The 22,359-nt window shown below is 42.9% G+C and carries 18 protein-coding genes; 9 read left to right on the top strand and 9 right to left on the bottom strand.

What is annotated here, in order from left to right; all coding sequences use genetic code 11:
* Positions 1 to 95 precede the first annotated feature (95 nt).
* The 4 genes from ALT761_RS20510 (at position 96) to ALT761_RS20900 (ending at position 3,894) form a co-directional block, all read left to right on the top strand.
* The gene (locus ALT761_RS20510; RefSeq protein WP_129740773.1) at positions 96 to 1,898 is read left to right on the top strand and encodes a glycoside hydrolase family 43 protein; all 1,803 of its coding nucleotides are present in this window, start codon (positions 96 to 98) and stop codon (positions 1,896 to 1,898) included.
* A gap of 255 nt (positions 1,899 to 2,153) precedes the next feature.
* Positions 2,154 to 2,438 (top strand): transcriptional regulator, encoded by a 285-nt coding sequence (locus ALT761_RS20505; RefSeq protein WP_129740772.1) that lies wholly within the window; start codon positions 2,154 to 2,156, stop codon positions 2,436 to 2,438.
* Entirely contained in the window at positions 2,435 to 3,700 is a 1,266-nt protein-coding gene (locus ALT761_RS20500) for a HipA domain-containing protein (protein ID WP_129740771.1), read from the top strand. Before ALT761_RS20505 ends, ALT761_RS20500 begins: the two co-directional genes overlap by 4 nt.
* A 68-nt stretch (positions 3,701 to 3,768) precedes the next feature.
* Entirely contained in the window at positions 3,769 to 3,894 is a 126-nt protein-coding gene (locus ALT761_RS20900) for a hypothetical protein (protein ID WP_269472497.1), read from the top strand.
* Positions 3,895 to 3,958: 64 nt separating this feature from the next.
* On the opposite strand, the gene ALT761_RS20495 is transcribed toward ALT761_RS20900, so the two are convergent.
* The 6 genes from ALT761_RS20495 to ALT761_RS20470 form a co-directional block, all read right to left on the bottom strand.
* Complete coding sequence (locus ALT761_RS20495; RefSeq protein WP_129740770.1) at positions 3,959 to 4,513, bottom strand: hypothetical protein; 555 nt, start codon at positions 4,511 to 4,513, stop codon at positions 3,959 to 3,961.
* A 364-nt stretch (positions 4,514 to 4,877) separates the two neighbouring features.
* Entirely contained in the window at positions 4,878 to 5,885 is a 1,008-nt protein-coding gene (locus ALT761_RS20490) for a YhdH/YhfP family quinone oxidoreductase (protein ID WP_129740769.1), read from the bottom strand.
* Between the two features lie 96 nt (positions 5,886 to 5,981).
* Complete coding sequence (locus ALT761_RS20485; RefSeq protein ID WP_129740768.1) at positions 5,982 to 6,668, bottom strand: 3-keto-disaccharide hydrolase; 687 nt, start codon at positions 6,666 to 6,668, stop codon at positions 5,982 to 5,984.
* 30 nt (positions 6,669 to 6,698) lie between these two features.
* Positions 6,699 to 7,910 (bottom strand): hypothetical protein, encoded by a 1,212-nt coding sequence (locus tag ALT761_RS20480; protein WP_172602952.1) that lies wholly within the window; start codon positions 7,908 to 7,910, stop codon positions 6,699 to 6,701.
* Positions 7,907 to 10,672 (bottom strand): alpha-L-rhamnosidase, encoded by a 2,766-nt coding sequence (locus ALT761_RS20475; RefSeq protein WP_129740767.1) that lies wholly within the window; start codon positions 10,670 to 10,672, stop codon positions 7,907 to 7,909. Before ALT761_RS20475 ends, ALT761_RS20480 begins: the two co-directional genes overlap by 4 nt.
* 19 nt (positions 10,673 to 10,691) lie before the next feature.
* Positions 10,692 to 12,401, bottom strand: coding sequence for a sulfatase family protein (locus tag ALT761_RS20470; RefSeq protein WP_129740766.1), 1,710 nt, complete (start codon positions 12,399 to 12,401; stop codon positions 10,692 to 10,694).
* Between the two features lie 333 nt (positions 12,402 to 12,734).
* Between ALT761_RS20470 and ALT761_RS20465 the strand changes: the two genes are divergently transcribed.
* The 5 genes from ALT761_RS20465 to ALT761_RS20445 all read left to right on the top strand — a co-directional run bounded on the left by ALT761_RS20465 (position 12,735) and on the right by ALT761_RS20445 (position 20,058).
* The gene (locus tag ALT761_RS20465) at positions 12,735 to 14,159 is read left to right on the top strand and encodes a BNR repeat-containing protein (protein ID WP_232043614.1); all 1,425 of its coding nucleotides are present in this window, start codon (positions 12,735 to 12,737) and stop codon (positions 14,157 to 14,159) included.
* 55 nt (positions 14,160 to 14,214) lie between these two features.
* Positions 14,215 to 15,621: a sulfatase-like hydrolase/transferase gene (locus ALT761_RS20460; protein WP_129740765.1), complete on the top strand. Its 1,407-nt coding sequence runs from the start codon at positions 14,215 to 14,217 to the stop codon at positions 15,619 to 15,621.
* A gap of 27 nt (positions 15,622 to 15,648) precedes the next feature.
* Complete coding sequence (locus ALT761_RS20455) at positions 15,649 to 17,118, top strand: BNR-4 repeat-containing protein (RefSeq protein WP_129740764.1); 1,470 nt, start codon at positions 15,649 to 15,651, stop codon at positions 17,116 to 17,118.
* A gap of 55 nt (positions 17,119 to 17,173) precedes the next feature.
* Positions 17,174 to 18,415 (top strand): glycoside hydrolase family 88/105 protein, encoded by a 1,242-nt coding sequence (locus tag ALT761_RS20450; protein WP_129740763.1) that lies wholly within the window; start codon positions 17,174 to 17,176, stop codon positions 18,413 to 18,415.
* Between the two features lie 227 nt (positions 18,416 to 18,642).
* Entirely contained in the window at positions 18,643 to 20,058 is a 1,416-nt protein-coding gene (locus tag ALT761_RS20445) for a sulfatase family protein (protein WP_129740762.1), read from the top strand.
* A gap of 29 nt (positions 20,059 to 20,087) precedes the next feature.
* Here the strand turns inward: ALT761_RS20445 and ALT761_RS20440 are convergent, their stop codons facing one another.
* The 3 genes from ALT761_RS20440 to ALT761_RS20430 all read right to left on the bottom strand — a co-directional run bounded on the left by ALT761_RS20440 (position 20,088) and on the right by ALT761_RS20430 (position 22,359).
* Positions 20,088 to 20,603 carry a YgjV family protein gene (locus ALT761_RS20440; RefSeq protein WP_129740761.1) on the bottom strand — a complete coding sequence of 172 codons (516 nt, stop codon included), beginning with the start codon at positions 20,601 to 20,603 and terminating at the stop codon, positions 20,088 to 20,090.
* Between the two features lie 75 nt (positions 20,604 to 20,678).
* Entirely contained in the window at positions 20,679 to 22,061 is a 1,383-nt protein-coding gene (locus ALT761_RS20435; protein ID WP_129740760.1) for an NAD(P)(+) transhydrogenase (Re/Si-specific) subunit beta, read from the bottom strand.
* A gap of 13 nt (positions 22,062 to 22,074) precedes the next feature.
* Positions 22,075 to 22,359 (bottom strand): NAD(P) transhydrogenase subunit alpha, encoded by a 285-nt coding sequence (locus tag ALT761_RS20430; RefSeq protein ID WP_129740759.1) that lies wholly within the window; start codon positions 22,357 to 22,359, stop codon positions 22,075 to 22,077.

Raw genomic sequence — 22,359 nt, 5'->3', positions numbered from 1 at the left:
GATTGCTAATTGTCAATGGTAATCAAAATGTGTCATTATGTAAATATTGTTAACTAATCGCTCTGATAGTCCTTACTTTTGAGCAGCGGAATTTTATGGACACGTTTAAGCAAATGAACTTTAAGAAATTAGGTATTGCATCTGTTTTACTCACAACACTTTCCGGTTGTCAGGTAGACGCCTCGAGCACAATTTCTGTAGAAAATGAGCCTATGAAACAAGGTACTACAGGAAGCTTTGGTGATCAGGGCGACGGCACTTATATCAACCCCATTTTAAACGCCGATTACCCAGACTCAGATATTGAGCAAGTGGGTGATACGTATTACATGATTACTTCGAAACAGCATATGTCCCCCGGAATGCCCATTCTTAAATCAAAAGATATGGTGAACTGGGAAAACGTTGGTCATGCTTTTTCCAGTCTGTCTTGGGCACCTGAGTATAATTGGGACCGTATGAACGGTTATTCGTTTGGCGTATGGGCTGGTGATTTAGCGTATCACGAGGGGAAATGGTATGTGTATCAAATAGACTATCAACACGGATTAATGGTTACAACCGCCGACAATATTGAAGGCCCGTGGAGCGAGCCAATCATGATGCTGCCCAAAGCTGATGTGCTGGATGACCCTGCTGTATTTTGGGACGAGGAAACACACGAAGCCTACATTATTGTTAATTCAGGCGCTAAGCAAAAAAGTGCTGACAATACTATTGAAGGTAATGAAAACCGTATCTACCGTATGAGCTGGGACGGCACTAAAATACTCGATGAAGGTAAGTTGGTATACACAGGTATGGGGGCCGAGGCTGCCAAGATTTATAAGAAAGATGGGTTTTGGTACATCTTTATGGCGCAATGGACCATGGGCGACAAATCGACAAAGCCTGGCGTAAAAAACCCTAAAAACGATAGAAAGCAGTTAGTTTTACGCTCGAAAGAAAGTATTTATGGGCCTTATGAAGTGAAAACTGTGCTAGAGAAAGGTACTGAATTTGGTAACCGCAGCGCCAGCCAAGGCGGTTTGATGCAAGCCCCTGACGGCAGCTGGTGGTATATGCACCAGCTTATACAAAATGACGATATTCCTTTTCAAGGTCGTCCACAAAGTCTAGAGCCAGTTACATGGGTAGACGACTGGCCAATCATTGGTGTGGATGAAGACAATGACGGCATAGGTGAGCCTGTTAAGCGGTTTAAAAAACCTATAAAAGGTTATCCCGTTGCAGCGCCTCGCTCTGACGATGACTTTGCCAGCAGTAAATTAGGCCCACAGTGGGAGTGGAATCATAATCCAAGAGATAGCCATTGGTCGTTAACCGAGCGAGACGGCTGGCTGAGGCTTAAAGCGAGCAAGGTGCTACCACAAGGCGCTAAGTACGGACCAAAAATTAACGAATGGACTAATAATGACGGTTCAGATGGCGATTTCTGGCGCGCTAGTAACACCCTCAGCCAACGTATAATGGGCATTACAACAGGTACAGCTGTAGCGAAGTTCGATATTAGCGGTATAGCCCCAAATCAATTAGCGGGTTTTGTTAGATACGGCGGAACGTTTAACTTATTAGGCGTGGAAGGGCTAGAAGATGGCACAACTCGTTTGTTTTACATGGATGGAATGAGTCAAAGAGAAGTAGGCCCAATAATAGAAAGCGATACGCTATATGTAAGAACCTCCAATGCGAGAAACAAAGCAACGTATGAATACAGCTTAGATGGCAAAAGCTATCGTGTTTTCGGGCCGACCTTCACTATCAGCTTTGGTAAGTGGACTGGGGATAGACTAGGGTTCTTTTCTTGGAATGAGAAAAAGGACGACGGTTATATAGATATAGACTGGTTTAAATACGACTACGATGGCCCGAAGGGTAAAAACCAAATGGTGTTTTAATCTAAACCCCTTGCGATTAAGAAAGGCTGTAGCGTGATGTTACGGCCTTTTTTGTTTAGAGAAAGTATTTAAACTGAATTGACTCTTATTAAGAGATGGCGCAATTCAGAAGGAAAAATATTATAACCGCGCTCGCGGTTACTGCTTGCTTTCATGACGTGTAAAATGAAATTTAACCGCGAACGCATATAAACACTTGCTATTTGTCTCATCTTTTATAAGATAACCGCGAACGCATATATTTGAGGGTGTTGTGTGAAATTTTCAGTTAAAGATGCCAAACAATTGGGTAAAGCCGCGCAATTAGTCAGGAAGACGCAAGGTCTTGATCAGATGTCTGCTGCCTCGTTGTCTTCCAATGGCACAACGTTCCTGAGTGATTTTGAGAATGGCAAGCCGACGGTTGAGTTAGGTCGAGTGTTGCGAGTTTTGGATTCATTGGGGATCACGGTCACCATCGATGTTCCAATTGAACAAGAGGCACTTTCAGATGCACAACGAAAACGGATGTCACAAATCATCGACGGCATTGATTTATGAACCGAGCTCTTGATGTATATGTGGATGATACGCTCGTTGGCAAATTGACTGACGAGAATAACATTTGGGGATTTGAGTACGCGCCAGGTTGGTTGGTAAGCGAGAGTCGCCACCCGCTGTCTCCTCATATTCCTTTGCGAGAAGGGAAGCACATCGACGGCGGAACCTATCGACCGGTGCAGTGGTTTTTTGACAACCTGTTACCCGAAGAGAAAGCGCGTGATTTGCTGGCAAAAAACGTGAGAGTGCCAATAGAAGATGCCTTTGGATTACTCAAAGTTGCAGGTGCTGAATCCGCTGGCGCCATAACCTTGTTGCCAGAAGGCGAGCAGCTTACACGAGGTGAAGTACATTCACTTACTTACGAAGAAGTGAATGAGCGAATAAAAAATTTGCCAAAAGCGCCTTTGAACCGCGCTGAGCGTAAAAGAATGTCCGTAGCTGGGGCGCAGCACAAGATGCTGGTTATATATCGCGACGGTGAAATTCTGGAGCCTTCTGGATTTTTTCCGTCGACTCACATCCTTAAACCTGAACATTCTTCGCCAGATGTTTATTACCATACCGTTAGGAATGAATGGTTTGTCATGACGTTGGCAAAGCTTTGTGGTTTAGACGTCCCTTCGGTAGATATTCGCTATTTGCCAGAGCCGGTATACCTTATAGAGCGGTTTGACCGCGTAGGTTTGTACCCCGATCAACATCGTTGCCATGTCTTAGATGGTTGTCAGTTACTGAATCTTGCACCAAATATGAAATATCCCAACAGTACAGCAGAGAGTCTAAACAAACTGGCGCAGCTCTCTAGAATGAAGGCCAAAACAACGCTGGATATCTTTCGCTGGGCTTTATTTAATGCGTTCGTTGGCAATGGCGACGCTCATCTGAAAAACCTCTCATTCTTCATCAAAGACTCTGATGTAGTTATGACCCCACATTATGATTTATTGTCGACGGCGATATATGAATTGCCGCATAAACACATGGATCATGAATTGTCCCAGCCCATGGGGAAAGCACAATTCTTGGGAGAATTGTCTGAAGCAAACATTATGGAATTTGCTGAGGAGTTACGTGTTCCCGCTTCTTTGGCAGCGGTTCAGGTGAGAAAAATGACAAAAGCTATCGAGCAAAATGCTAGTCATTTAATGAATGTTGTTAAAAATGAAGAACAGCACCCTGGCAAAGCTGGAGAGGTGCGTATGGTTAATGAGATATTTCATAACTGCATCAAAGAAACGATCGCTAACCTCAAGCTTTAGCGCGGGCTCTGCGTTTTGTAGAGTGAGGTTTGCAGATCTAGGCTTAGTTCTGTTGAGAGATAGTTCACATGCGCCCCCTATTAAACGGTGAAGATGTCAGTGAAGCAGATCTTAATGCTTCAGTGAATATAGTCTGCTTAAGACAAGTAGCAGACCTTCAACACCCCAATAAGGGGCTGATAGTGCTTGGCTAAACTGTGTAGCAAGGTGGAACCGATCCCAGCTTTAGCAGTCCCGCATTTAATTGACTTATTATGTTTAAGTAGGAGTTTTTAGTAATTTATCTGAAAGCCTGCGCCATAAAGGAGTCAATTCTTCATAATCTAAAGCATTATTTGAAATGCTTGCGTTAGAGCCGCCGATATTAACTTTATCAAATTCGGTTGAAGCGACCATAGTTCTGTATTGTTGTAATTGTCCCGAATTTTTCGGAATTGGATACTTTCCAGCCCATTTGATGTAATCAGACAATAACATCAATATTTTATTTTCTCCTTTATTTAGAGGTAATTCGATAATTTTTGAAATCTTTACAAGGTCATGACTTATTATATCAGCTGTAGTAACTTTTCTACTTTCAATGCAAAGCCCCTTTAATAAAGCTTCAAAAGACATCCCCATTAACATTTTATATGTGGCATCGCACTTTCCATATAAGTCCTTTCCACTGTTCATGGCCTTCCAAATTACTCCAGCAGATGTAAATAGTTCCGCTGCTTTGTTATGCCAGTATTCGGGATTCTCTGACATTTCGTTAAACTGGTTAAGAAGAAATTCATCCTGCGTGTGTTTTACATTACTTTGCTTTGACAACTTGACCTCTTCTTCCTTGGTTGCAGTGTTGCTAGCTCATTAAACATAACAGCTTATTACTGAGACTTCATAGTATCACTCGTTTCAACTGAAAAACCACGTCCTGTATTTTCATGGGAAAGAAGATGAAATGTCCGCTTGACGTACACAGCGGAAGTCCAAATTCAAACTCTAAACGTGTACGTGTTATCTGAAGCTGAACTTCGTCAAGTAAGATAGGCCGTTAAGGCTCGGGCGTGGCAGTAGCGTTCGTACAGTCGGCTAATCGCTTGATGGGGGCGATTGATCGTGTATGTGCTGGCAAAAGAGCCCCATTTCTAAAAAAATGAGGCGATTGTTCAGCAATCAACTTTCTTTAATGAATTCACGCGTCTTTTAAATTTACGACGTACCGCCCAACCACTTGCCCGTTAAGGAATCGGTCGAGGTACTCTGGTGTATCATGTAGTGATATTTCTTGATAGTAGCTCTCTAAATCTGGCAGTTTCATGTCGGTCGCCACGCGCTTCCAAATGTGTTGCTTGTCTTCAAGTGGAATATAAACAGAATCGACACCCAATAAAGAAACGCCGCGCGTGATAAAAGGAATAATACTCATGGCTATGTCTGGTGAAGCGGCTAGCCCGACAGACGTTACCCCACCTCCTGGTTTAACTTGCTTCAGCAACCCTGTTAAGTAATCTCCACCAAGCGTGTCAATGGCGTGAGCCCACTTGGGCTTGCCGACAATAGCGTCTTTTACTTCTAAAATGACTTCTCTGTGCAAAACTTCGCTAGCACCCAGTGACTTTAGCTTCTCAGATTGTTCAGGCTTACCTGAAAAGGCGACTACGTCATAGCCAAGGTGAGAGAGTAGGGCGATACTTATGCTGCCCACTCCTCCAGTGGCGCCGGTAACGCCAACTGGGCCATCACTTGGTTTCGCCCCCATCTTCTCTAATTTCTGAATGCACAGCGCGGCTGTTAATCCACCCGTGCCATATATCATGGCTTCTTTTAGCGTTAACGAGCTGGGACATGCAACGGCCCATTCGGCTGGAATCGATATCTTTTGGCCAAGTCCGCCAGGTGTGTTCATGCCTAAGTCATATCCGAACACAAGCACCTCGTCACCAGCACTATAAGTACCCGATTTATCGCTTACTACTACACCAGCGGCATCGATTCCCGGCGTGTGAGGAAAGTTCTGGCTAATTCGCTTATTGCCACTTGCTGACATAGCGTCTTTATAATTCAAAGACGAGTAATGCACATCTATTAGCAAATCGTTTTCTGGAAGTTGGCTAACTTCTCGCTCTACGACTTTTTTGCTAAACGTATTATCGCTGTGCTCTTCAACAAGCAGTGCTTTAAACGTGGTTGTGTTACTCATAACTCTTCTCCATAAATGCCTTTGTACTTCAGCTAGAAACTTTTAAACCTACCATCTCAGAACTTTGGGTGAATAATCATTTCTCCGTTTTGTTACTTACATGGGAGTAATCGTAATGTTTCTAAAGCGCACAATGTTACTCTTATCCCGCTCTTCCTTATACGCTTTACTACCATGGTGCTGAAAAGCAATTACACCTTTACGGTCTTTTGTATCTTTGACATGGGTCGTTAGTAAATCATTAATAAAGATTTTTATATCGGAACCATTACACACAATTTTGACCTTATTCCACATTAAGTGACTATAAGCTTCGCCTTGCTCTTTACTCCATTCACCTAAGTAGTTGGTAACAAAGTCTTCATCGGGGTGAGAACGGGTAGGGTGGCTGGGGTACAACCATTTTCTGCGGCCCTGATCGAAGAATCCGCCTGTCCATTTTCTGTCACTGGGATCTATATCTACTTGATAGCCGACAATTTGCTTACCTTTGTCGGTGTCAACAATTTGGCCTCGAAAAATTATTCCTGAATTACTGTATTCAGAGGTATCAGGCATTTTTACTTCCGCTTCTAGGACAAAGTCGTCGTATACCTTTTTGGTTGAGAAGAACCAATTGTTCTCTGATATAAGCTGAAGCTCACCATCAACAAAGTTTGCTTCACCGTCGTCATATACATTGTCGAAGTTAGACAGTGACTCATCCAACAAAGGCTGAGTTGACGTGCATCCGTTTAACATCAAAAGCGCGGTAAATAGGCTAAAAATCGAGGGGTATTTCATCGTAATCTCTCCAGTTATTGCACACTAAAACTATTTTTGAAACACCAGTCCGCGCCATCTGCCTCTGGCATACGCTGTGCCACCATTTTCAGGAATTTTTCCGTTGGTCACGGCCTTTGCTTGAACGGTGATGATGTCACTTGGCTTTAACGTGAGTGAGCCTAAGTTGAAATAGTTTTCTTGATAATCGGTGGTGGTTTCATTATTGGTAAAGCTACCGATTTCGTTGCCATTCAGTAGCACTCTGTAAGATGACTCACCGTCTATTTCACCTAGTGTAACCAATATGACGTTCTTAAAATTCTGGCTAGCTATCGCTTTTTTACCCCACATCTTTTCAGGAACTTCTAATTTAGATGTAGCCCACACGTTTCTATACTGTGTTTCTCTGGCATCAATACCCAGGGCTCTATTTCTGTGGTCTTTATAGAAGGGGATATCACCAGCAGACTCAAAATTTTGCGTAGCCTCTAAAATAAGGCTGTATTCTTCTATGCCAACAAACGTTTCTTTTGATGGAAGGGGGGAAGGTTGGCGTCTTGTTTCATTTGGGCCTATGCCCTCGGGCTTATAATTAGGGTCTTTGGTCAGAATAATTTTGTCTAACTCAAAGCCATCCTCCCTCATAGATATTGTGATGTTGTGTACACCACTTTCAGGTATATCTAACCAGATAGTGTTTGGTGTTCCACAATGGTTGTCTTTTCTTCTTTGGTTAGAAGACCACGTCCATTTGTTTTTGCCTTCACATAGCTGAAGTCTTTGACTACTGAGAGGCCATGTATTGTTGATACCTACATGTAAACCGTTGTCTTCGCTCCCTGAACTAAAGGCCCTTGCCCAAACGAAGTATTTACCTGGGGCTTCAAAATAAACAGGGTAGGTTAGAACAGCTAACTTACCTGGTGTGGCCGAGAAATTAACATCGTGTGCTAAAGGTTCGTAATGGTTAGTTCTTGTGTCTGGCAGTAGCTCAATATACGCATTGTTACTGGCACCCTCCAAATGGAGTTTGTCACTATCTGCTAAACCATGGGCGTTATTGCTATGACTATTAAAAACAATCCAGCGGCGTGTATCTGCGTTATGTTGCGCAGAATAGTTTTCAGCTTCTATTACCGCCGTTCTGTTTTCAGTATTAATGATAGAGTCTTTCACGCTAGCAAAGCTGTTAGTAGCCGCAATTAATGAAAAAAGTAAGCAAGCAGATGCGTTTACTCTATTCATATAGTTAATCGTCATAACGTTTCCTTGGAGTCGTTACCGTCGTCAGTTACGCGAAACTGATATTGGCCAGCCGTTAAGGATGTCCACTGTTTAAGTATCTCCCCATTAGACTTTGCTGCACGCTCAACTTGGTAGTGCGCTGGTGGGACAAATTCTGCGGTCGTATTGAAGGGAACTGTCACCGATACATCGAATCCCCCGTCCGCCATCGTCCAACTCACATCAATAGTTCCACTCGGTGTAGGTATGGCACCTTCAGCAAAGCCGAGTTGCGAAGTAAGTTGAGGCGATATTACCGCTTTTTTAAAGCCTGGTAACGTTGGCCTAACACCAAGAATACCTTCGTAAAACCATCTAGAAATTGTACCGTAAGCGTAGTGGTTCAATGAGTTCATACCTTGTGGATTGAATCCGTCTTCTAAAGAGTATGAATTCCAGCGTTCCCACGTGGTAGTTGCGCCATTGTTAATTGAGTAAAACCAAGATGGATAGGTTTCTTTAAACAATAATGCATAAACAAGGTCTGTACGTCCCGCTTCCTGTAGAACTTCCGCAAGCAGCGGCGTCCCCAAGAAGCCTGTTCTTAAATGCGTGTCAGAGGCTTCAAGTAAAGAAACGAGTTTAGTTTGTGCTACTTTTACATCGTTTTCAGGTAGAAGATTGAAAGCGAGTGCAAGAAGATAAGCCGTCTGTGTTTCCTTTCCTTTAACAACGTTTAGATCTTGGTCGAAAAATTTACTTCGGAATGCTTTTGCTAGCTCTTCGTGTTTACTCGCTAAATGGATAGCATCTTCGTTGAAGCCAAGCTCTAGTGCTGTTTTTCTTGTTAGTTCTACCGAACGAGCAAAAAATGCTGTCGATATAAGAGAGAAGTCAGTGTCGCCTCGATTAGCGCCTTTGCCTTCTTTTTCAGGATAAGGTTGTAGCCAATCACCAAACGTCATCATGCTTGAAATATTGTCTTTAGCCTGACTTTCGTGGTAATCAATCCAAGCTTTCATTGATGGATAGCTGTCTTCTAGGATCTTTTTATCACCTGTCATCATGTAGAGCTCCCACGGGAGAATAGTCGCGGCGTCGCCCCAACCCGATGATGTCCAGTTTATCCATTTTACAAAGGGCACGTAGAGCGGAACGAAACCGTCTTCAGTTTGTTCTTCGCGCAAACTATTAAGGTACGCAGACCAGAAACCATATACATCGGCCATGTACATTGACGGAGCAATAAAAGCGTTGGCATCACCTGTCCAGCCTAACCGTTCGTCGCGCTGCGGGCAGTCCAAGGGGATATCAAAAAAGTTGCCTCTTAACCCCCAGTTAATATTTTCGAATAGTTTGTTCAGTTTTGGGTTTGCGCTAGAGAAATTGTTATACAGCGCGATGTCGGAATGTTGCACGTTCGCTACTATCCAATCTTTTACTGGAACTTTGCTTTCGTCAAAACCAGAAACTTCTATGTATCGAAAACCATGAAACGTGAAGGTAGGGGTATATTTGACGATGCCATCTTTTGCGGGTAGGTAGTAATCTGTTGAATGCGCCGAGCGATAATTTTCAGTGTAAAAGCTTCCTTTGTGTAGTGCTTCAGCGAAACGTAATTTAACTTCCTTTCCTTCTTTAACGGGAATATTAATTGAGGGCACACCAACCATATTTTGACCAAAATCAAAAATGACGGTGTCTTTATCAACTTGTTCGAATGATAGTGGTTTTAATTGCTTTATATTGCGTACTGGCAAATGACGCTTTGGACGCAGGAGCGTGTCAGAGGTTACCGTTTCGGTGACAACCGCGCTCCACTGAGAATCATCAAAACCTGGTGTAGCCCAACCATCCATATCAAACCTTTCGTCATATCGTTCTCCATCATAATTACTGGCAAAGCGAATTGGCCCCGATTGCGTTGCTTTCCAAGAATCGTTCGACGTAACGAGTAGCGTAGAGTTGTCTGAATAGGTGATTTCTAGTTGGGCTAGAAAGCGCGGCGGTTTTGAATGGTCGGTTTCCTTTAAATCTGCAATTCTGCCAGAGTACCAACCTCCCGCAATAATGGCTCCAAGCGTATTTCTGTTCTGGTTTACTAAAGAGGTTACATCGTAGGTAAGTGTTTCAATGCGCTTTTCATAAGGTGTCCAACCTGGTGGCAAAGCATCGTTAGCGGTAACATCTTCACCATTTAAGAAAACTTTAAACACACCCTTAGCGGTTACGTATAACCTTGCATTGCTCACTTCTTTATCTAATGAAAACGGTTTTCTAAAATATTGTGGTGTTGCAAAAGTGCTCTGAGAAGGTGATGCAGAAACTTGTGTTTCTCTCGCGCCTATCCATTTGGCTTTCCAATCGCTGTTCTCGAGCAGGCCCATTTCAATATGCGCTACATCACTCCATTGTGATGCCATATTGTTTTCATTCCAAAACCTTACACGCCAGAATACTCGCTCTCTGGAGCTAAGCGTTTTACCATTGTACTTTACCCATGACATCGCCGAAGACTGTACTTTTCCACTGTCCCACTTGTCGGGTTTATTCATTAAGCCTTCAGATGTTGACGCAACCTGTATTTGATACGCCGATTGTTGAGTAGACTTTTTGTTATGTATTTGAGCTTTCCAAGAAAAGCGCGGCGTAGATTCGTAATACCCAATAGGGTTTGCGAACCCTTCCCCCACTTTTAATGAAATGGGTTTATCGTTTTCGATGTAAGAATGGGCCGAACATGCCCCTAAAAAGATAACCGTAACTGCGGCAAGCCAAAATGCTCTTACAACTTTCATTTGTTTAACTCCTTGATTATCAGTCTGCTTTAATGATAAGCGTTGTGGTTGCACTTTCGGCGTACCCTGGTCTATGTGCAATAGCTTCAATTACACCAGGTTCAATAGACTGCTCATCGCTATAAATTTGCCAGTTAGGTGAGGCTTCATTATCTTTGACTCTAAAAGAAATAAAGGCTCCGGGCGTTTCGCTAGCAATTACGGCTTTACCATTTTCAATGATTACTCTGGGTGTTTCGGTTTTAGGCTGAGTACTTGCATCGTCCCATAACGTAGCAATGAGTTGCCTCTCAGTTCTTAAAGGGTCGTCACCTATATCTTCTAGCCAGCTGTTGAGTGCACTCTCCATCTCTTTACGTTTATTTTGATAGTTTTTAATGTAGGCAAGATTCGATAGTTCGTAAGGATCACTACAAACATTGAAAAGCTCATGAGTGTCCTTGGTTTTTCGAAACCATTGGCTTTGTGCTTCATTAAGTTTACCCGCAGCATTTAATGCAAGTAGTTCGCGCATACTCGGTATTTTCTCTCGGTATGCGACAGGAAGGTAATAAGGGTCATTTGGACGGTAATTGCGAATATACTTATAGCAGTGATCTCTGACGGCTCTTATCGTGTCAGTAAAACCATCAAACCTATCTGCTGCGGCGTAAATGTATTCTCTTTCATCTGAGGTGTTTAAAAAGTTTTCCCCTTGCATATAACTTGGGATAGGAATCCCAGCCATAGAAAGTGTAGTTGGTGCGAAGTCCACAAAAGACACGAGACGCTCTTCTATCGTTCCTGCTTTCTGGCCATTGGGAAAGCGGATAATCAATGGAACTTTTAGGCCGCTGTCATAGATTAGGCGTTTCTGTCTTGGCATCGGACCGCCGTGATCAGAGTAGAAAACTATTATGGTGTTGCTTAGTAAGCCGTCATCCTCTAACGCATTTAAAATTGCTCCAATTTGTTTATCAGTTTCGGCTAAATTATTGTAAACCTTCCATAGGTCTCTCTGGACAACTGGCGTATCGGGTAAATAAGGTGGGACTGGAAATTTTGTCTTTGGGTTTACGTGAATAGGTGTAGAGTCTTTATCCGTCTTAACTCTATGGTCGTTAGGCAGTGCCGAAATCTTATCAGCGTCACTAGAAAAGTAATGTCGCTTTTCCAACTCTCTTATACCGTAAGGTTCAAATAGACCTGACTCATGAGTTGTAGTGAAATTGAAAATAGAGAAAAAAGGTTTGTTACTCGGGCGGTTTCGCCAGTGAGCGTAAATCCCATTCTCGTCCCACACTGTTTTAGGAGCTTTAAATTGGTAGTCCGTTTTATAGTTGTTGGTAGTATAGTAACCGGCCTCTCGTAACAATTGGCTCAGCATTTTTGTATTTAACGGTGGGACAGCTTCATATTTTGGCAGACCAGTTTCTTTGGTATTGGACGACGTTCTCATGTTATTGGCGCCAAACCCATTGGGGTACAGCCCTGTCGCTAACGCTGCTCTACTTGGTGCGCAAACGCCTGATGTTGAGAAAACGTTATTATACACAACACCCTCGTCAGCCAAGCGAGATATGTTTGGTGTTTCTATGCTGTCGTCGCCGTATACAGGTAGAAGGGGACTCATATCTTCTATGACTAACCACAAAATATTAGGCTGATTTGCGTTAGCGCTAACTGAACCACAAAGAATTAAAGTAATAGTCATCATAACTTTGATAATATTTAACGTAACGTTGTTCATGGCTAATCCACCTGTTTACTTATTATCCCTCGGTATCAAGCGATAACGACTACTTCTTTACCTTCAAATAATATTAACATTATTTTAATCACTAATGTTAATATTAAGTCAAATCCAATCTTTTTTATAAGTTGCAGTCCTTTCTAAGGCATGATTAACGATTCAAACCACTAAATTATAAATACATTCCTTCATCTCTCTAACTTTAATTCTTCTTATTTTTTTTACGTTGTTACCTTATCTATCTGCTTTTATTCGTTTTTTGTTCTGCTTCGTTAGTGCTGAAGAATTAAGCAAGCATAGTGTTTATTTTGTGAGTGAAAAAGATTGTAAATGACTGTTGTTTTGTTTAGAGTTGCCATAGATATTAACGATGTATTAACGTTTAGAGGCTTTTCAGTGGACCGATTAAAGACATTGCTACTTCAGAGTGTTATGGGTTGTGCGGTTAGCATCAGTAGCGTAACCGCTGCACAAACTTTTGATAAAGCCGGCTGCTTCGAAGTTGAAGCAATAGACCGTGTTTGGTCGGGACATCGGGTTGCGTTTGACTATGTTGGGAAGAGTGACCAGCAGATTGTGGCGTATTACGACGCCAGTAGGCAAATGAGTGTCGCCTATAAACCATACCCTACGGGTAACTGGATATTCCAAAAGCTAGACAGCTACTTAGGCTGGGACAGTCATAATAGCGTCGTTATCGGTTTGGATGAAGAAGGGTATATTCACATTGTTGGTAATTTACACGTTAACCCTATCGTGTATTTTAAAAGTGAAAACCCAAACGACGTACGAAGCTTGAAACGCGTTGACTTCATGGCGGACAAAGAAACCGAAAAACGTATGACCTATCCAGAGTTTTTTAACGATGCTGAAGGAAAGCTCTATTTTAAATATCGGAACGGTCGAAGCGGTAGTGGTAACGAGATTTACAACGCCTTTGATGCTAAAACTGGGACTTGGCAAAGATTACACGATACGCCGCTAGTAGATGGCGAAGGCGAAAGAAACGGCTACTTTTGGGGGCCCGTTCTTGGCCCAGACGGCTATTTCCACCTTTCTTGGGTTTGGAGAGAAACTCCTGTCGCAGCCTCTAATCACGATATTTCTTATGCTAAAAGCAAAGATCTTGTGACCTGGCAGAGATCCGATGGTACTTCACTGTCTCTCCCGATGAAGCTAAGAAATAGCGAGGCGGCGGTTCCCCTTCCTCAATTTTCAGGCATTCTCAACGGGCACACTCCTATTGGATTTGACCATAAAGCTCGACCTTTGATTTCATACCAAGCTTACGATAAGAACGGTGATAGCCAACTTTATCTAGCGAGAAATGACAATGGAAGTTGGCAAAGCTTTCAAATATCTAATTGGAAAGACTCTCGTCAAGAATTGAATATGACAGGCGCTCTTCCCACTACACTTACGGTTAAGAAGCCAGCGAAGCTTCTTGATAGTGGAGATATTGAAGTGTATGCGGATTTAGATGGTAAATCTTACGCTTACACACTAGATGCTGATTCGCTTGACGTTAAGTCTGAGACTACTGGCTCACAAATTCCACCAGCATTGCTCGCATACGATAGCACAAACGATATGCCTCTATACACAAAGGCTTTGAAGCAACTATCAACAGATAGCAATTATCCCACTGCTGGAAAACGCTTTTACTTAGCATGGGAGGCCTTACCGCCAAATCGTGATAAAGGAAGAGCTTTTATACCTGAGCCAACAACGTTAACTGCACATTGCCTAGAATAATCTGCAGACACAAAAAATAAACAGTTTAATTCTTCAACTTTAATTAGGAAATACCATGAACAAACTTAGGTTTAGCCTTATAAGCGTACTTGGTGCTTTATTCACATCTCTTTCTTCTAGTGTAGCTGCACAGGACAAACCCAATATCCTTTTCATCCTTACAGATGATTTAGGCTTCAATCAAGTCGGTGCCTATGGCAATACACCAATCAAAACACCAAACTTAGACGAGCTTGCTTCCAATGGTATCCGCTTTGATCAAGCCTATGCGGGTAATACAGTGTGCTCTCCATCTCGCGTCTCCCTGTTCACAGGAAGAGACGGTCGTTTAATGACAAATAATTCAAATACCGTTCAGCTAACAGAAATGGACATAACCCTAGCGCACGTACTAAAGCACGGCGGCTATGACACAGCATTGTTTGGTAAGTACTCTATTGGTTCACAAATGGGGGTTACAGACCCCCATGCGATGGGATTTGATACATGGTACGGATTTTATTCAATTCTAGAGGGTCATCGCCAATATCCTCATATTGTATGGAAAGACGGTAAGAAAATTCGCGTTCCTGAAAACGAGGGCGGTAAAAAAGGCGCGTATGCTCAAGAGCTATTTACCAAAGAAGCTATTGAATATATAAAGCAGCCGCGAGAAAACCCCTTCTTTATTATGCTTGCTTACTCGTCGCCACACGCAGAGTTAGGTGTTCCAGAGAAATTTAGTGAGCAATATAAGTTCGCCGAAACACCATACACAGGTATGAAGGGTGGAAATCCTGCCAATAAGTACGCTTCATACTATCCAGAACCTGTTGACAAACCTAACGCAACACTAGCTGGCATGGTATCAGCACTCGATCACTACATTGGTCAAATCGTTGAACAGTTAGATGAAATGGGTGAACTTGATAACACGCTCATTTTCTTTACATCTGACAATGGCCCGCACGATGAAGGTGGCGCCGATCCTGAATACTTGAAAGCTTCTGAACCGTATCGCGGAATGAAGCGAGATTTATATGACGGTGGTATTCACGTACCTATGATTGTTCATTGGCCAGAGAGAATTAAAGCAGGTCGTACTGATGACACGCCTTGGCTATTCGCCGATGTTATGCCTACTGTCGCTGAACTAGCGGACGTAAACTTGAACATGGTACCGAGAGTTAAAACGAATGGTAAATCTATTGTAGGTCTTCTTAAAACTGAGCCAAGTGAAATGGGCGAGCGTGTTCTATATTGGGAGTTTTCGAAGCAGGTGGGTGATCCTAACTCAGGCGTAATTGGTGATACATTTCAGGCTGCTCGTAAAGGTGAGTGGAAAGCGGTTCGTTACGGTTACGATGCACCACTTGAACTATTTAACATCGAAAAAGACCCTGCTGAATTACGTGATCTTTCAAAGGAAAATCCAGACATTGCTAGCGAATTTTTAGCGCTATTTGAAGCAAACAAAGATTAGTATAAGAAGATGACTAGGACGAACAAGATGTTAAAACGTCAGTTTTTACTCAAAAAAACGCAAATAGCATTGAGTACAGCGTTGATGAGTGGGGTTCTTTTATCTGGCTGTGTCACGCAAGCCAGTAATACTGAGTCTGCTGCCCCTAAAGACACTCAATATATAGAATATTTTGCTGATAACGCAGTGGGTAATCCTCTAGCTATTGTTCAGCATCCAGCTGCTATTCACCAGAACGGTATAACCTATGTGTCGTATCAAGGCCCTAAAGAAGACCCGTTCGTTGCTACTTATAATCACAGCTCGAAAGTATGGAAAGGCCCTTTCAAAGCAGGAACCAGCGAGTTAGGTCGTCGTGATGGTGGCAAGAAGTTCGATAACCACGGTAAACCAACCATGCTCATCGATAATGAAGGCTATATTCACATTTTCTACGGTGGTCATGGCGGCCACGCGTCAAACGGAAAAAACCATTTAGGTAATACGCATTTTGGTGCAAACAAACATGCGGTTTCCAAACGACCTTACGATATCACTGAATGGGAAGATTTAGATAACATCACACCTTTTGGTACTTACAACCAAGTAGTCAAAATGGACAACGGTGATATTTACCTGTTTTTCCGTCACGGGGCTCATCGAAGCGATTGGGTTTATCAGAAGTCAGTAGACAATGGACGAACTTTCTCTGCTCCAGTTTCATTCCTTAAACACAAAAGGCGAACGGATATTAAAGCGGTAGATAGCTGGTATGCCTGGGTGGGGAAAGGCGAGGGGGATAATCTAATTATATCCTACGACTACCACGTTTGCTGGGATGGTGGTGCTGGCGTTAATGGGCGAGGACATACAACAGAGCGCCATGATGTCTATTTCATGAATTTTAATACAAAAACGAACGAATGGAGCAATGTAAAAGGAGAGCCTTTGTCTCTTCCCGTCACAAAAGAGATTGCTGATGAAAAAACATTGGCAATGAAAACGGGCGACCTGTGGACTTTTAACGGCACCTCACATCTTGATAGTAAAGGTCATCCACACATTGCAATAAATGCTGGTGTTGATAAGGGAGCAAAAACCGGCGGCCCTAAACAAACTAGGCACGTTTGGTGGGATGGTAAGCAGTGGTTAGGCGGCAATAAGATTATCGAAGGGTACGAAGGCGTGTCTCGAGGTGATTTCAGTGTCACTGACCCCGAAGATATTCGTTATCTCGTGGCCTATGAAAAAGATGGTGATGCAATTTTGTCTTGGTGGAACAGCAATAATGACGGAAATTCATTCACAGAAGAATCGACTGTGCTTAGAACAGAAAATGCAAATTTCGCTATTTCAACGCTAATTCAGAACGCCCACCCCGAAGCTCAGATGCTGGTAGCTGAAAAAGAAAGCGATGAAAACATTAAAATTTATTTGGTGGGTGAAGATGGCCCTGTACGTAGATCGCTTAGCAGCCTTAAATCGTTAAATAGGTCGGCTATGCAAGTTACAAACTAAACCTCTTAATTGGGAAATTAGCACGTAGTCTGCAATAAATTAGTTGAGTATAAATATGAATCACAAACAACTGAAACTATCCGCCATTGCACTGAGTGTAGTGCTAGGCCTAAGTGCTTGCTCTGGTGAGCCACCAAAGCAGAAAGTACAAAACGCTGCTGCTGAACCAGTAAAACAGATGGAAGCAGCGAAGGAAGTGACTAAGCAGGACATCCAATCTGCTGCGCAGCGCATTGGGAAAAGTGCCGCCAACTGGCAAATAGCGCAATTTGGTAATTTAGATTACATACCTGATTCGCACCGTGCCAAATCTGAAAATGCAAAGTTCTGGATCCAGGCTGCTTTTTATATCGGTTTAACCCGTTGGATAGATGCGACTGATGATCAAAAACTAGAGAATTTCGTAAAAGAAGTCGCTGAAAGAGAGAATTATGAGTTAATTCTAGAGCGACCCTATCATGCAGATGACCATGCGATTGCGCAAACCTATCTATGGCTTGCTGAGCGTGAAGGTATTCAAGAAGCATATGGACCTACCAAAGAAGTGTTCGATATGATTCTGAACAAGCCTCCTCAAGTTGGCTTAGAGATGAGTGATAGCGAATCGAGTACAGGTAAATATCATCTGGAAGGAAACTGTCAGCTAAGATGGTGTTGGGCAGATGCGTTGTTTATGGCACCTCGTGCTTGGGCACAAATGACCAAAGTTACTGGCGATCCTAAATATCTTGAGTACGGCGATAAAGAGTTTTGGGCCTCTGCTGACTACTTGTTTTCTGAAGACTATGGCTTGTTCTATAGAGATAGCCGCTATTTCGATGCAAAAAGCGATAACGGTGAACCCGTCTTTTGGGGGCGCGGAAATGGGTGGGTCTTTGCTGCTATTCCGATGATTATTGAACAACTACCTGAAGGCCATCCTTCTAAAGAACGTTATATCAAGCTTTATAAAAAGAATGCAGAAGGGTTAATGGCGCTTCAGAAAGAAGACGGTTACTGGCCCGCCTCTTTGATGGACCCCGATAAGGTAAGAACACCAGAGGTAAGTGGCACTGGATTCATTACTTTTGGTTTAGCGTGGGGAGTTAATAACGGCATTCTGACCGACCAACGTTCTAAAGATATCGTTGAAAAAGGTTGGGAAGCAATTGCGAAAGCTGTTACTGACGATGGGCGTGTTCATTGGGTTCAGCACGTTGGAAAGAGTCCTGACCCTGTAAAAGAATCTGACTCGCAGCTATACGGCACCGGTGCTGTACTATTGGCAGCGTCAGAAATGCTGAAATGGGATAAATAAAAACCGTTTTAACTACAGCCCCTAGTTTTACGCGTTGGTCAGGGGCTCTGTACCTGCGGCTCTATAAATAGAGATTTGTTACTCCCCTGCAAACCGCGCTTGGGGAAAGAACAAGTCTGTTCGAAACAGGGTGAGGGTCTTGATCTCCAATATTCACAGACGTTCATTGATTGAAAAGTCGAATAAAAACGCGTGGTGCTAATTAATGTACAGATTCAGGAGTAAAAATGCCCTTATACCAAGGAAAAGTAAAACAACGCCTGTTGACTTTGACAAGCTGCGCAGTTCTTTTATTTTCATTCGCAGGCTGTGCTAACCAAAGTACAAAAGAAGCAACTGCTAATGTCGCAAAACAAACAACGCCACCAAATATACTCTTAATATTATCTGATGATCATGCGTGGAATGATTATAGCTTCATGGGTCATGACATCGTTGAAACACCAAGGTTAGATAGTTTGGCTAACGAAGGGGTTACGTTCAGCAAAGGTTATGTTCCAACGTCACTTTGCAGACCTTCTTTAGCAACTATTGCAACAGGCCTTTATGCAAGTCAGCATGGCATTACTGGAAACGACCCTTCCAGAAAAACCCCGGGAGGTAAAAAAGGTGACGAGTATCAACAGCTTCGTTCGCAAATAATTTCGAAAATTGATGAAGTTAAAACCCTCCCAGAACTTTTAAAAGAAAAAGGCTACGTATCTTTGCAGACCGGTAAGTGGTGGGAAGGTAGTTATCAGCGTGGTGGTTTTGATGAGGGGATGACAAAGGGATTTCCGAAACCAGGCGGTCGCCATGGTGATGAAGGTTTGAAGATTGGACGCGAAGGTGTAGATACTATTACCCGTTTTATCGACAAGACTCATGATGCCGATAAGCCATTCTTTGTGTGGTATGCCCCCTTTATGCCGCATTCACCACATACGCCCCCTAAGCGGATACTATCAAAGTACGAAAAGTATGACCTGCCGGAGTCTATCGCTAAATATTACGCTATGATCGAATGGTTTGATGAAACGAATGGGCAACTGTTTGATCATCTCGAAAAACGCGGTTTGATGGACAATACGTTGATTGTATATGTTTCCGACAATGGATGGGTTACTAACCCTAAGCAAACCGATAGGTTTTTACCAAAGTCGAAACAAAGCCCTAATGAAAGTGGCGTACGTACCCCTATTATTTATTCATTGCCAGGTACATTCTCATCTCAATTAAGGCCTGAACGCGTTAGCAGCATAGATATTGTGCCTACCATATTAGGGGCCGCAGGTATTGAAGTACCCAACGACCTGCCGGGCTTAAATTTATACGATGAGCTCGCTAGTGGTTCGCCAATTAATCGTGAAGCTATTTTTGGAGAGGGATTTGCCCACGATATGGTGGATTTGGATGATGTAGAGTCCACACTGCTTTATCGATGGGTGATTAAGGACAACTGGAAGCTTATCGTAAGCTATGACGGGGAAAACGTGAGTTACCAAAAGTATCACGATGACTTTTTGGTAAGCCCCCGTTTATATAACCTTGCTAGCGACGAACATGAAGAAGTTGATTTAGCCCAACGTTACCCCGAAAGAGTTAAGAGTTTGATGCGTGAACTAGAGCGGTGGTACACATTAGAAAAGCGAAAGGTTTTATAACAAGTTGATAAGCGGGTTCGTAATAGTGTTTATGAACTCGCCTCTGACTCTTTAATTGCATCTTTCTTGAGACGGAAAATCGTAAGCCCATTGGCGATGATTACCGTGATCTCTAGTAATACCCCACCTATCGAACCAAGATAAATGTTATTAGTTAGCCAAAAAACGGCGCCACAAATAAACAGCTTTCTCATTTTTATACCCGAGGCATAGAAAATAGCATAGGTTCCAATACAAGCACCAAATATTGGGAATACGTCGATAACGCCATTTACGTTCGAAGCACCCCACGCAATATTCAATAAGATAAAGCTAGCGCCTACATAGCCATGCGTACTTCGTATAGAGATAATAGTGCGAAAGAAATTAAGTGCGTTAGCAATAGTGCCTGTTGCTGAACCTAAGAAGAAAAAGTGAGCTGTTTGAAATGAAAACATTACTATCAAACTTACTTTAAGTTTAAAGTCGTTTTTATGTGTAAATGAGTAAATCGCCACTAAGAAAGCGAATATACCAAAGGCTTGTCCAAGTATTTCGAAAGACATAAAAAACGACACCATGTTCGGTAAGGTTGTGTAAATGAAAAAGGCCCGTAAAGCTAGGGCCTTTCGAACATAAATTTAATCGCCGAATTCGCGAATTAGACTATTAATGGTTTCTTTCGCGTCACCCAAAATCATCCTGGTGTTTTCTTTGAAAAACAGAGGGTTATCAACTCCGGCAAACCCGGCGTTAGCCGAACGTTTAAGAACAAATACCGTTTTCGCTCGATACGCTTCAATAACCGGCATGCCGTAAATTGGGCTTCCTTTCATTTCCTTAGCGGCCGGATTTACTACATCATTCGCACCTATAACTATAACCACATCATAGTTTTCCATGCGTGGGTTTACGTCATCCATTTCATACAGTTGGTCGTAAGGTACGTCAGCCTCCGCTAAAAGCACGTTCATATGGCCTGGCATTCGACCAGCCACCGCATGAATGGCATAGTCCACGGTACAACCATTTTCTTCTAAAAGGGTATGCAATTCTCGAACTGCATGTTGAGCCTGCGCTACAGCCATACCATAACCAGGGACAACCAAGACGGCCTGTGCTGCTTCAAGTACATAAAACGCATCTTGAGGGGGTAGTACCTTAATTTCACCAGTAATGACTTCACCTTGTTCAACGGGCTTTGAAAAGCCCGAAAGTAGAACGTTCATCAATGAGCGGTTCATGGCTTTACACATTATGTTTGTTAGTATAAGACCTGAAGCACCTACTAGAAGCCCAGTAACGATCAATATCGTATTGCCTACCGCTAGCCCAGCCGCAGATGCCGCTATACCGGAATAGCTATTAAGTAGTGCAATGACCACAGGCATGTCTGCACCGCCAATAGATATCGTAGCCCATAGCCCAAAACTTAATCCGATTGCTATTATGCAGTAGAGCCACAACGTGTTTTCTGGCTCCGTAACAAACAAGAAACCAACTACAACCATGGTGATAAGGTGAAGTACACTCAATTCCCGTAGGCCGCTAAAAATAAGTGCTTTTGAAGACATCTTCCCGGAAAGCTTGCCCCAGGCGATAATAGAACCTGAAAAGGTTACACCACCGATGAGTAAGGTCAAAAGTATAGTAACAAAAACGAAAGGCTGGCCGCTAGCAAGCGTCTCTTCGGTCATGCTACTTATTGTTGCCCAGCCTAACAATAGAGACGCTGCGCCTCCAAAGCCGTTAAACAGAGAAACCATTTCGGGCATTTGTGTCATTTGTACACTACGCGCCTTCCAAGCTCCGTAGACCCCACCGACTAATATCCCTGTAAATATGTATTGATAACTAATTATCTGCTGATCGAGAAGGGTAATAACGACCGCAATAAACATACCTACTGCAGACACGAAGTTACCCTTACGCGCAGTAGAGGGATGACTCAATAGTTTCAACCCAAAAATGAAAAGCCCAGCAGCGACCACATAGGCAAAGTTTATTAGTATTTCTAAATTCATGAATGCCATTCTCTTAGCTATTGTCTTTTTTCTTAAACATGCCAAGCATGCGATCAGTCACTAGATATCCGCCGACTACATTTATGCTAGCTAGCGCAACAGCAGCGGTTCCTAGAATAGTGGTTAACAGGCTGCTATTTGATCCAGAAGCAGCAAGAGCACCAACCAGCGTTATTCCCGATATAGCGTTAGAGCCTGACATTAAAGGCGTATGAAGGGTGGCTGGAACTTTACGAATTAACTCGAAACCAAGAAAGGCGGCAAGTAACACAATAAATAATAAGTAAATGATATCCAT

Source organism: Alteromonas sp. 76-1 (genome assembly GCF_900654235.1).
Classification (GTDB): Bacteria; Pseudomonadota; Gammaproteobacteria; order Enterobacterales; family Alteromonadaceae; genus Alteromonas; species Alteromonas naphthalenivorans.
The sequence above is the reverse complement of the archived record's forward strand: the minus strand, read 5'-3'. Positions and strand labels throughout refer to the sequence as shown.

Coding starts and splice junctions, on each gene's coding strand:
- ALT761_RS20430 (WP_129740759.1), bottom strand. CDS start 22,359: ATGGATATCATTTACTTATTATTTATTGTGTTACTTGCCGCCTTTCTT.
- ALT761_RS20435 (WP_129740760.1), bottom strand. CDS start 22,061: ATGAATTTAGAAATACTAATAAACTTTGCCTATGTGGTCGCTGCTGGG.
- ALT761_RS20445 (WP_129740762.1), top strand. CDS start 18,643: ATGCCCTTATACCAAGGAAAAGTAAAACAACGCCTGTTGACTTTGACA.
- ALT761_RS20460 (WP_129740765.1), top strand. CDS start 14,215: ATGAACAAACTTAGGTTTAGCCTTATAAGCGTACTTGGTGCTTTATTC.
- ALT761_RS20455 (WP_129740764.1), top strand. CDS start 15,649: ATGTTAAAACGTCAGTTTTTACTCAAAAAAACGCAAATAGCATTGAGT.
- ALT761_RS20450 (WP_129740763.1), top strand. CDS start 17,174: ATGAATCACAAACAACTGAAACTATCCGCCATTGCACTGAGTGTAGTG.
- ALT761_RS20475 (WP_129740767.1), bottom strand. CDS start 10,672: ATGAAAGTTGTAAGAGCATTTTGGCTTGCCGCAGTTACGGTTATCTTT.
- ALT761_RS20485 (WP_129740768.1), bottom strand. CDS start 6,668: ATGAAATACCCCTCGATTTTTAGCCTATTTACCGCGCTTTTGATGTTA.
- ALT761_RS20465 (WP_232043614.1), top strand. CDS start 12,735: ATGACTGTTGTTTTGTTTAGAGTTGCCATAGATATTAACGATGTATTA.
- ALT761_RS20510 (WP_129740773.1), top strand. CDS start 96: ATGGACACGTTTAAGCAAATGAACTTTAAGAAATTAGGTATTGCATCT.
- ALT761_RS20480 (WP_172602952.1), bottom strand. CDS start 7,910: ATGACGATTAACTATATGAATAGAGTAAACGCATCTGCTTGCTTACTT.
- ALT761_RS20440 (WP_129740761.1), bottom strand. CDS start 20,603: ATGTCTTTCGAAATACTTGGACAAGCCTTTGGTATATTCGCTTTCTTA.
- ALT761_RS20490 (WP_129740769.1), bottom strand. CDS start 5,885: ATGAGTAACACAACCACGTTTAAAGCACTGCTTGTTGAAGAGCACAGC.
- ALT761_RS20500 (WP_129740771.1), top strand. CDS start 2,435: ATGAACCGAGCTCTTGATGTATATGTGGATGATACGCTCGTTGGCAAA.
- ALT761_RS20900 (WP_269472497.1), top strand. CDS start 3,769: ATGCGCCCCCTATTAAACGGTGAAGATGTCAGTGAAGCAGATCTTAAT.
- ALT761_RS20470 (WP_129740766.1), bottom strand. CDS start 12,401: ATGAACAACGTTACGTTAAATATTATCAAAGTTATGATGACTATTACT.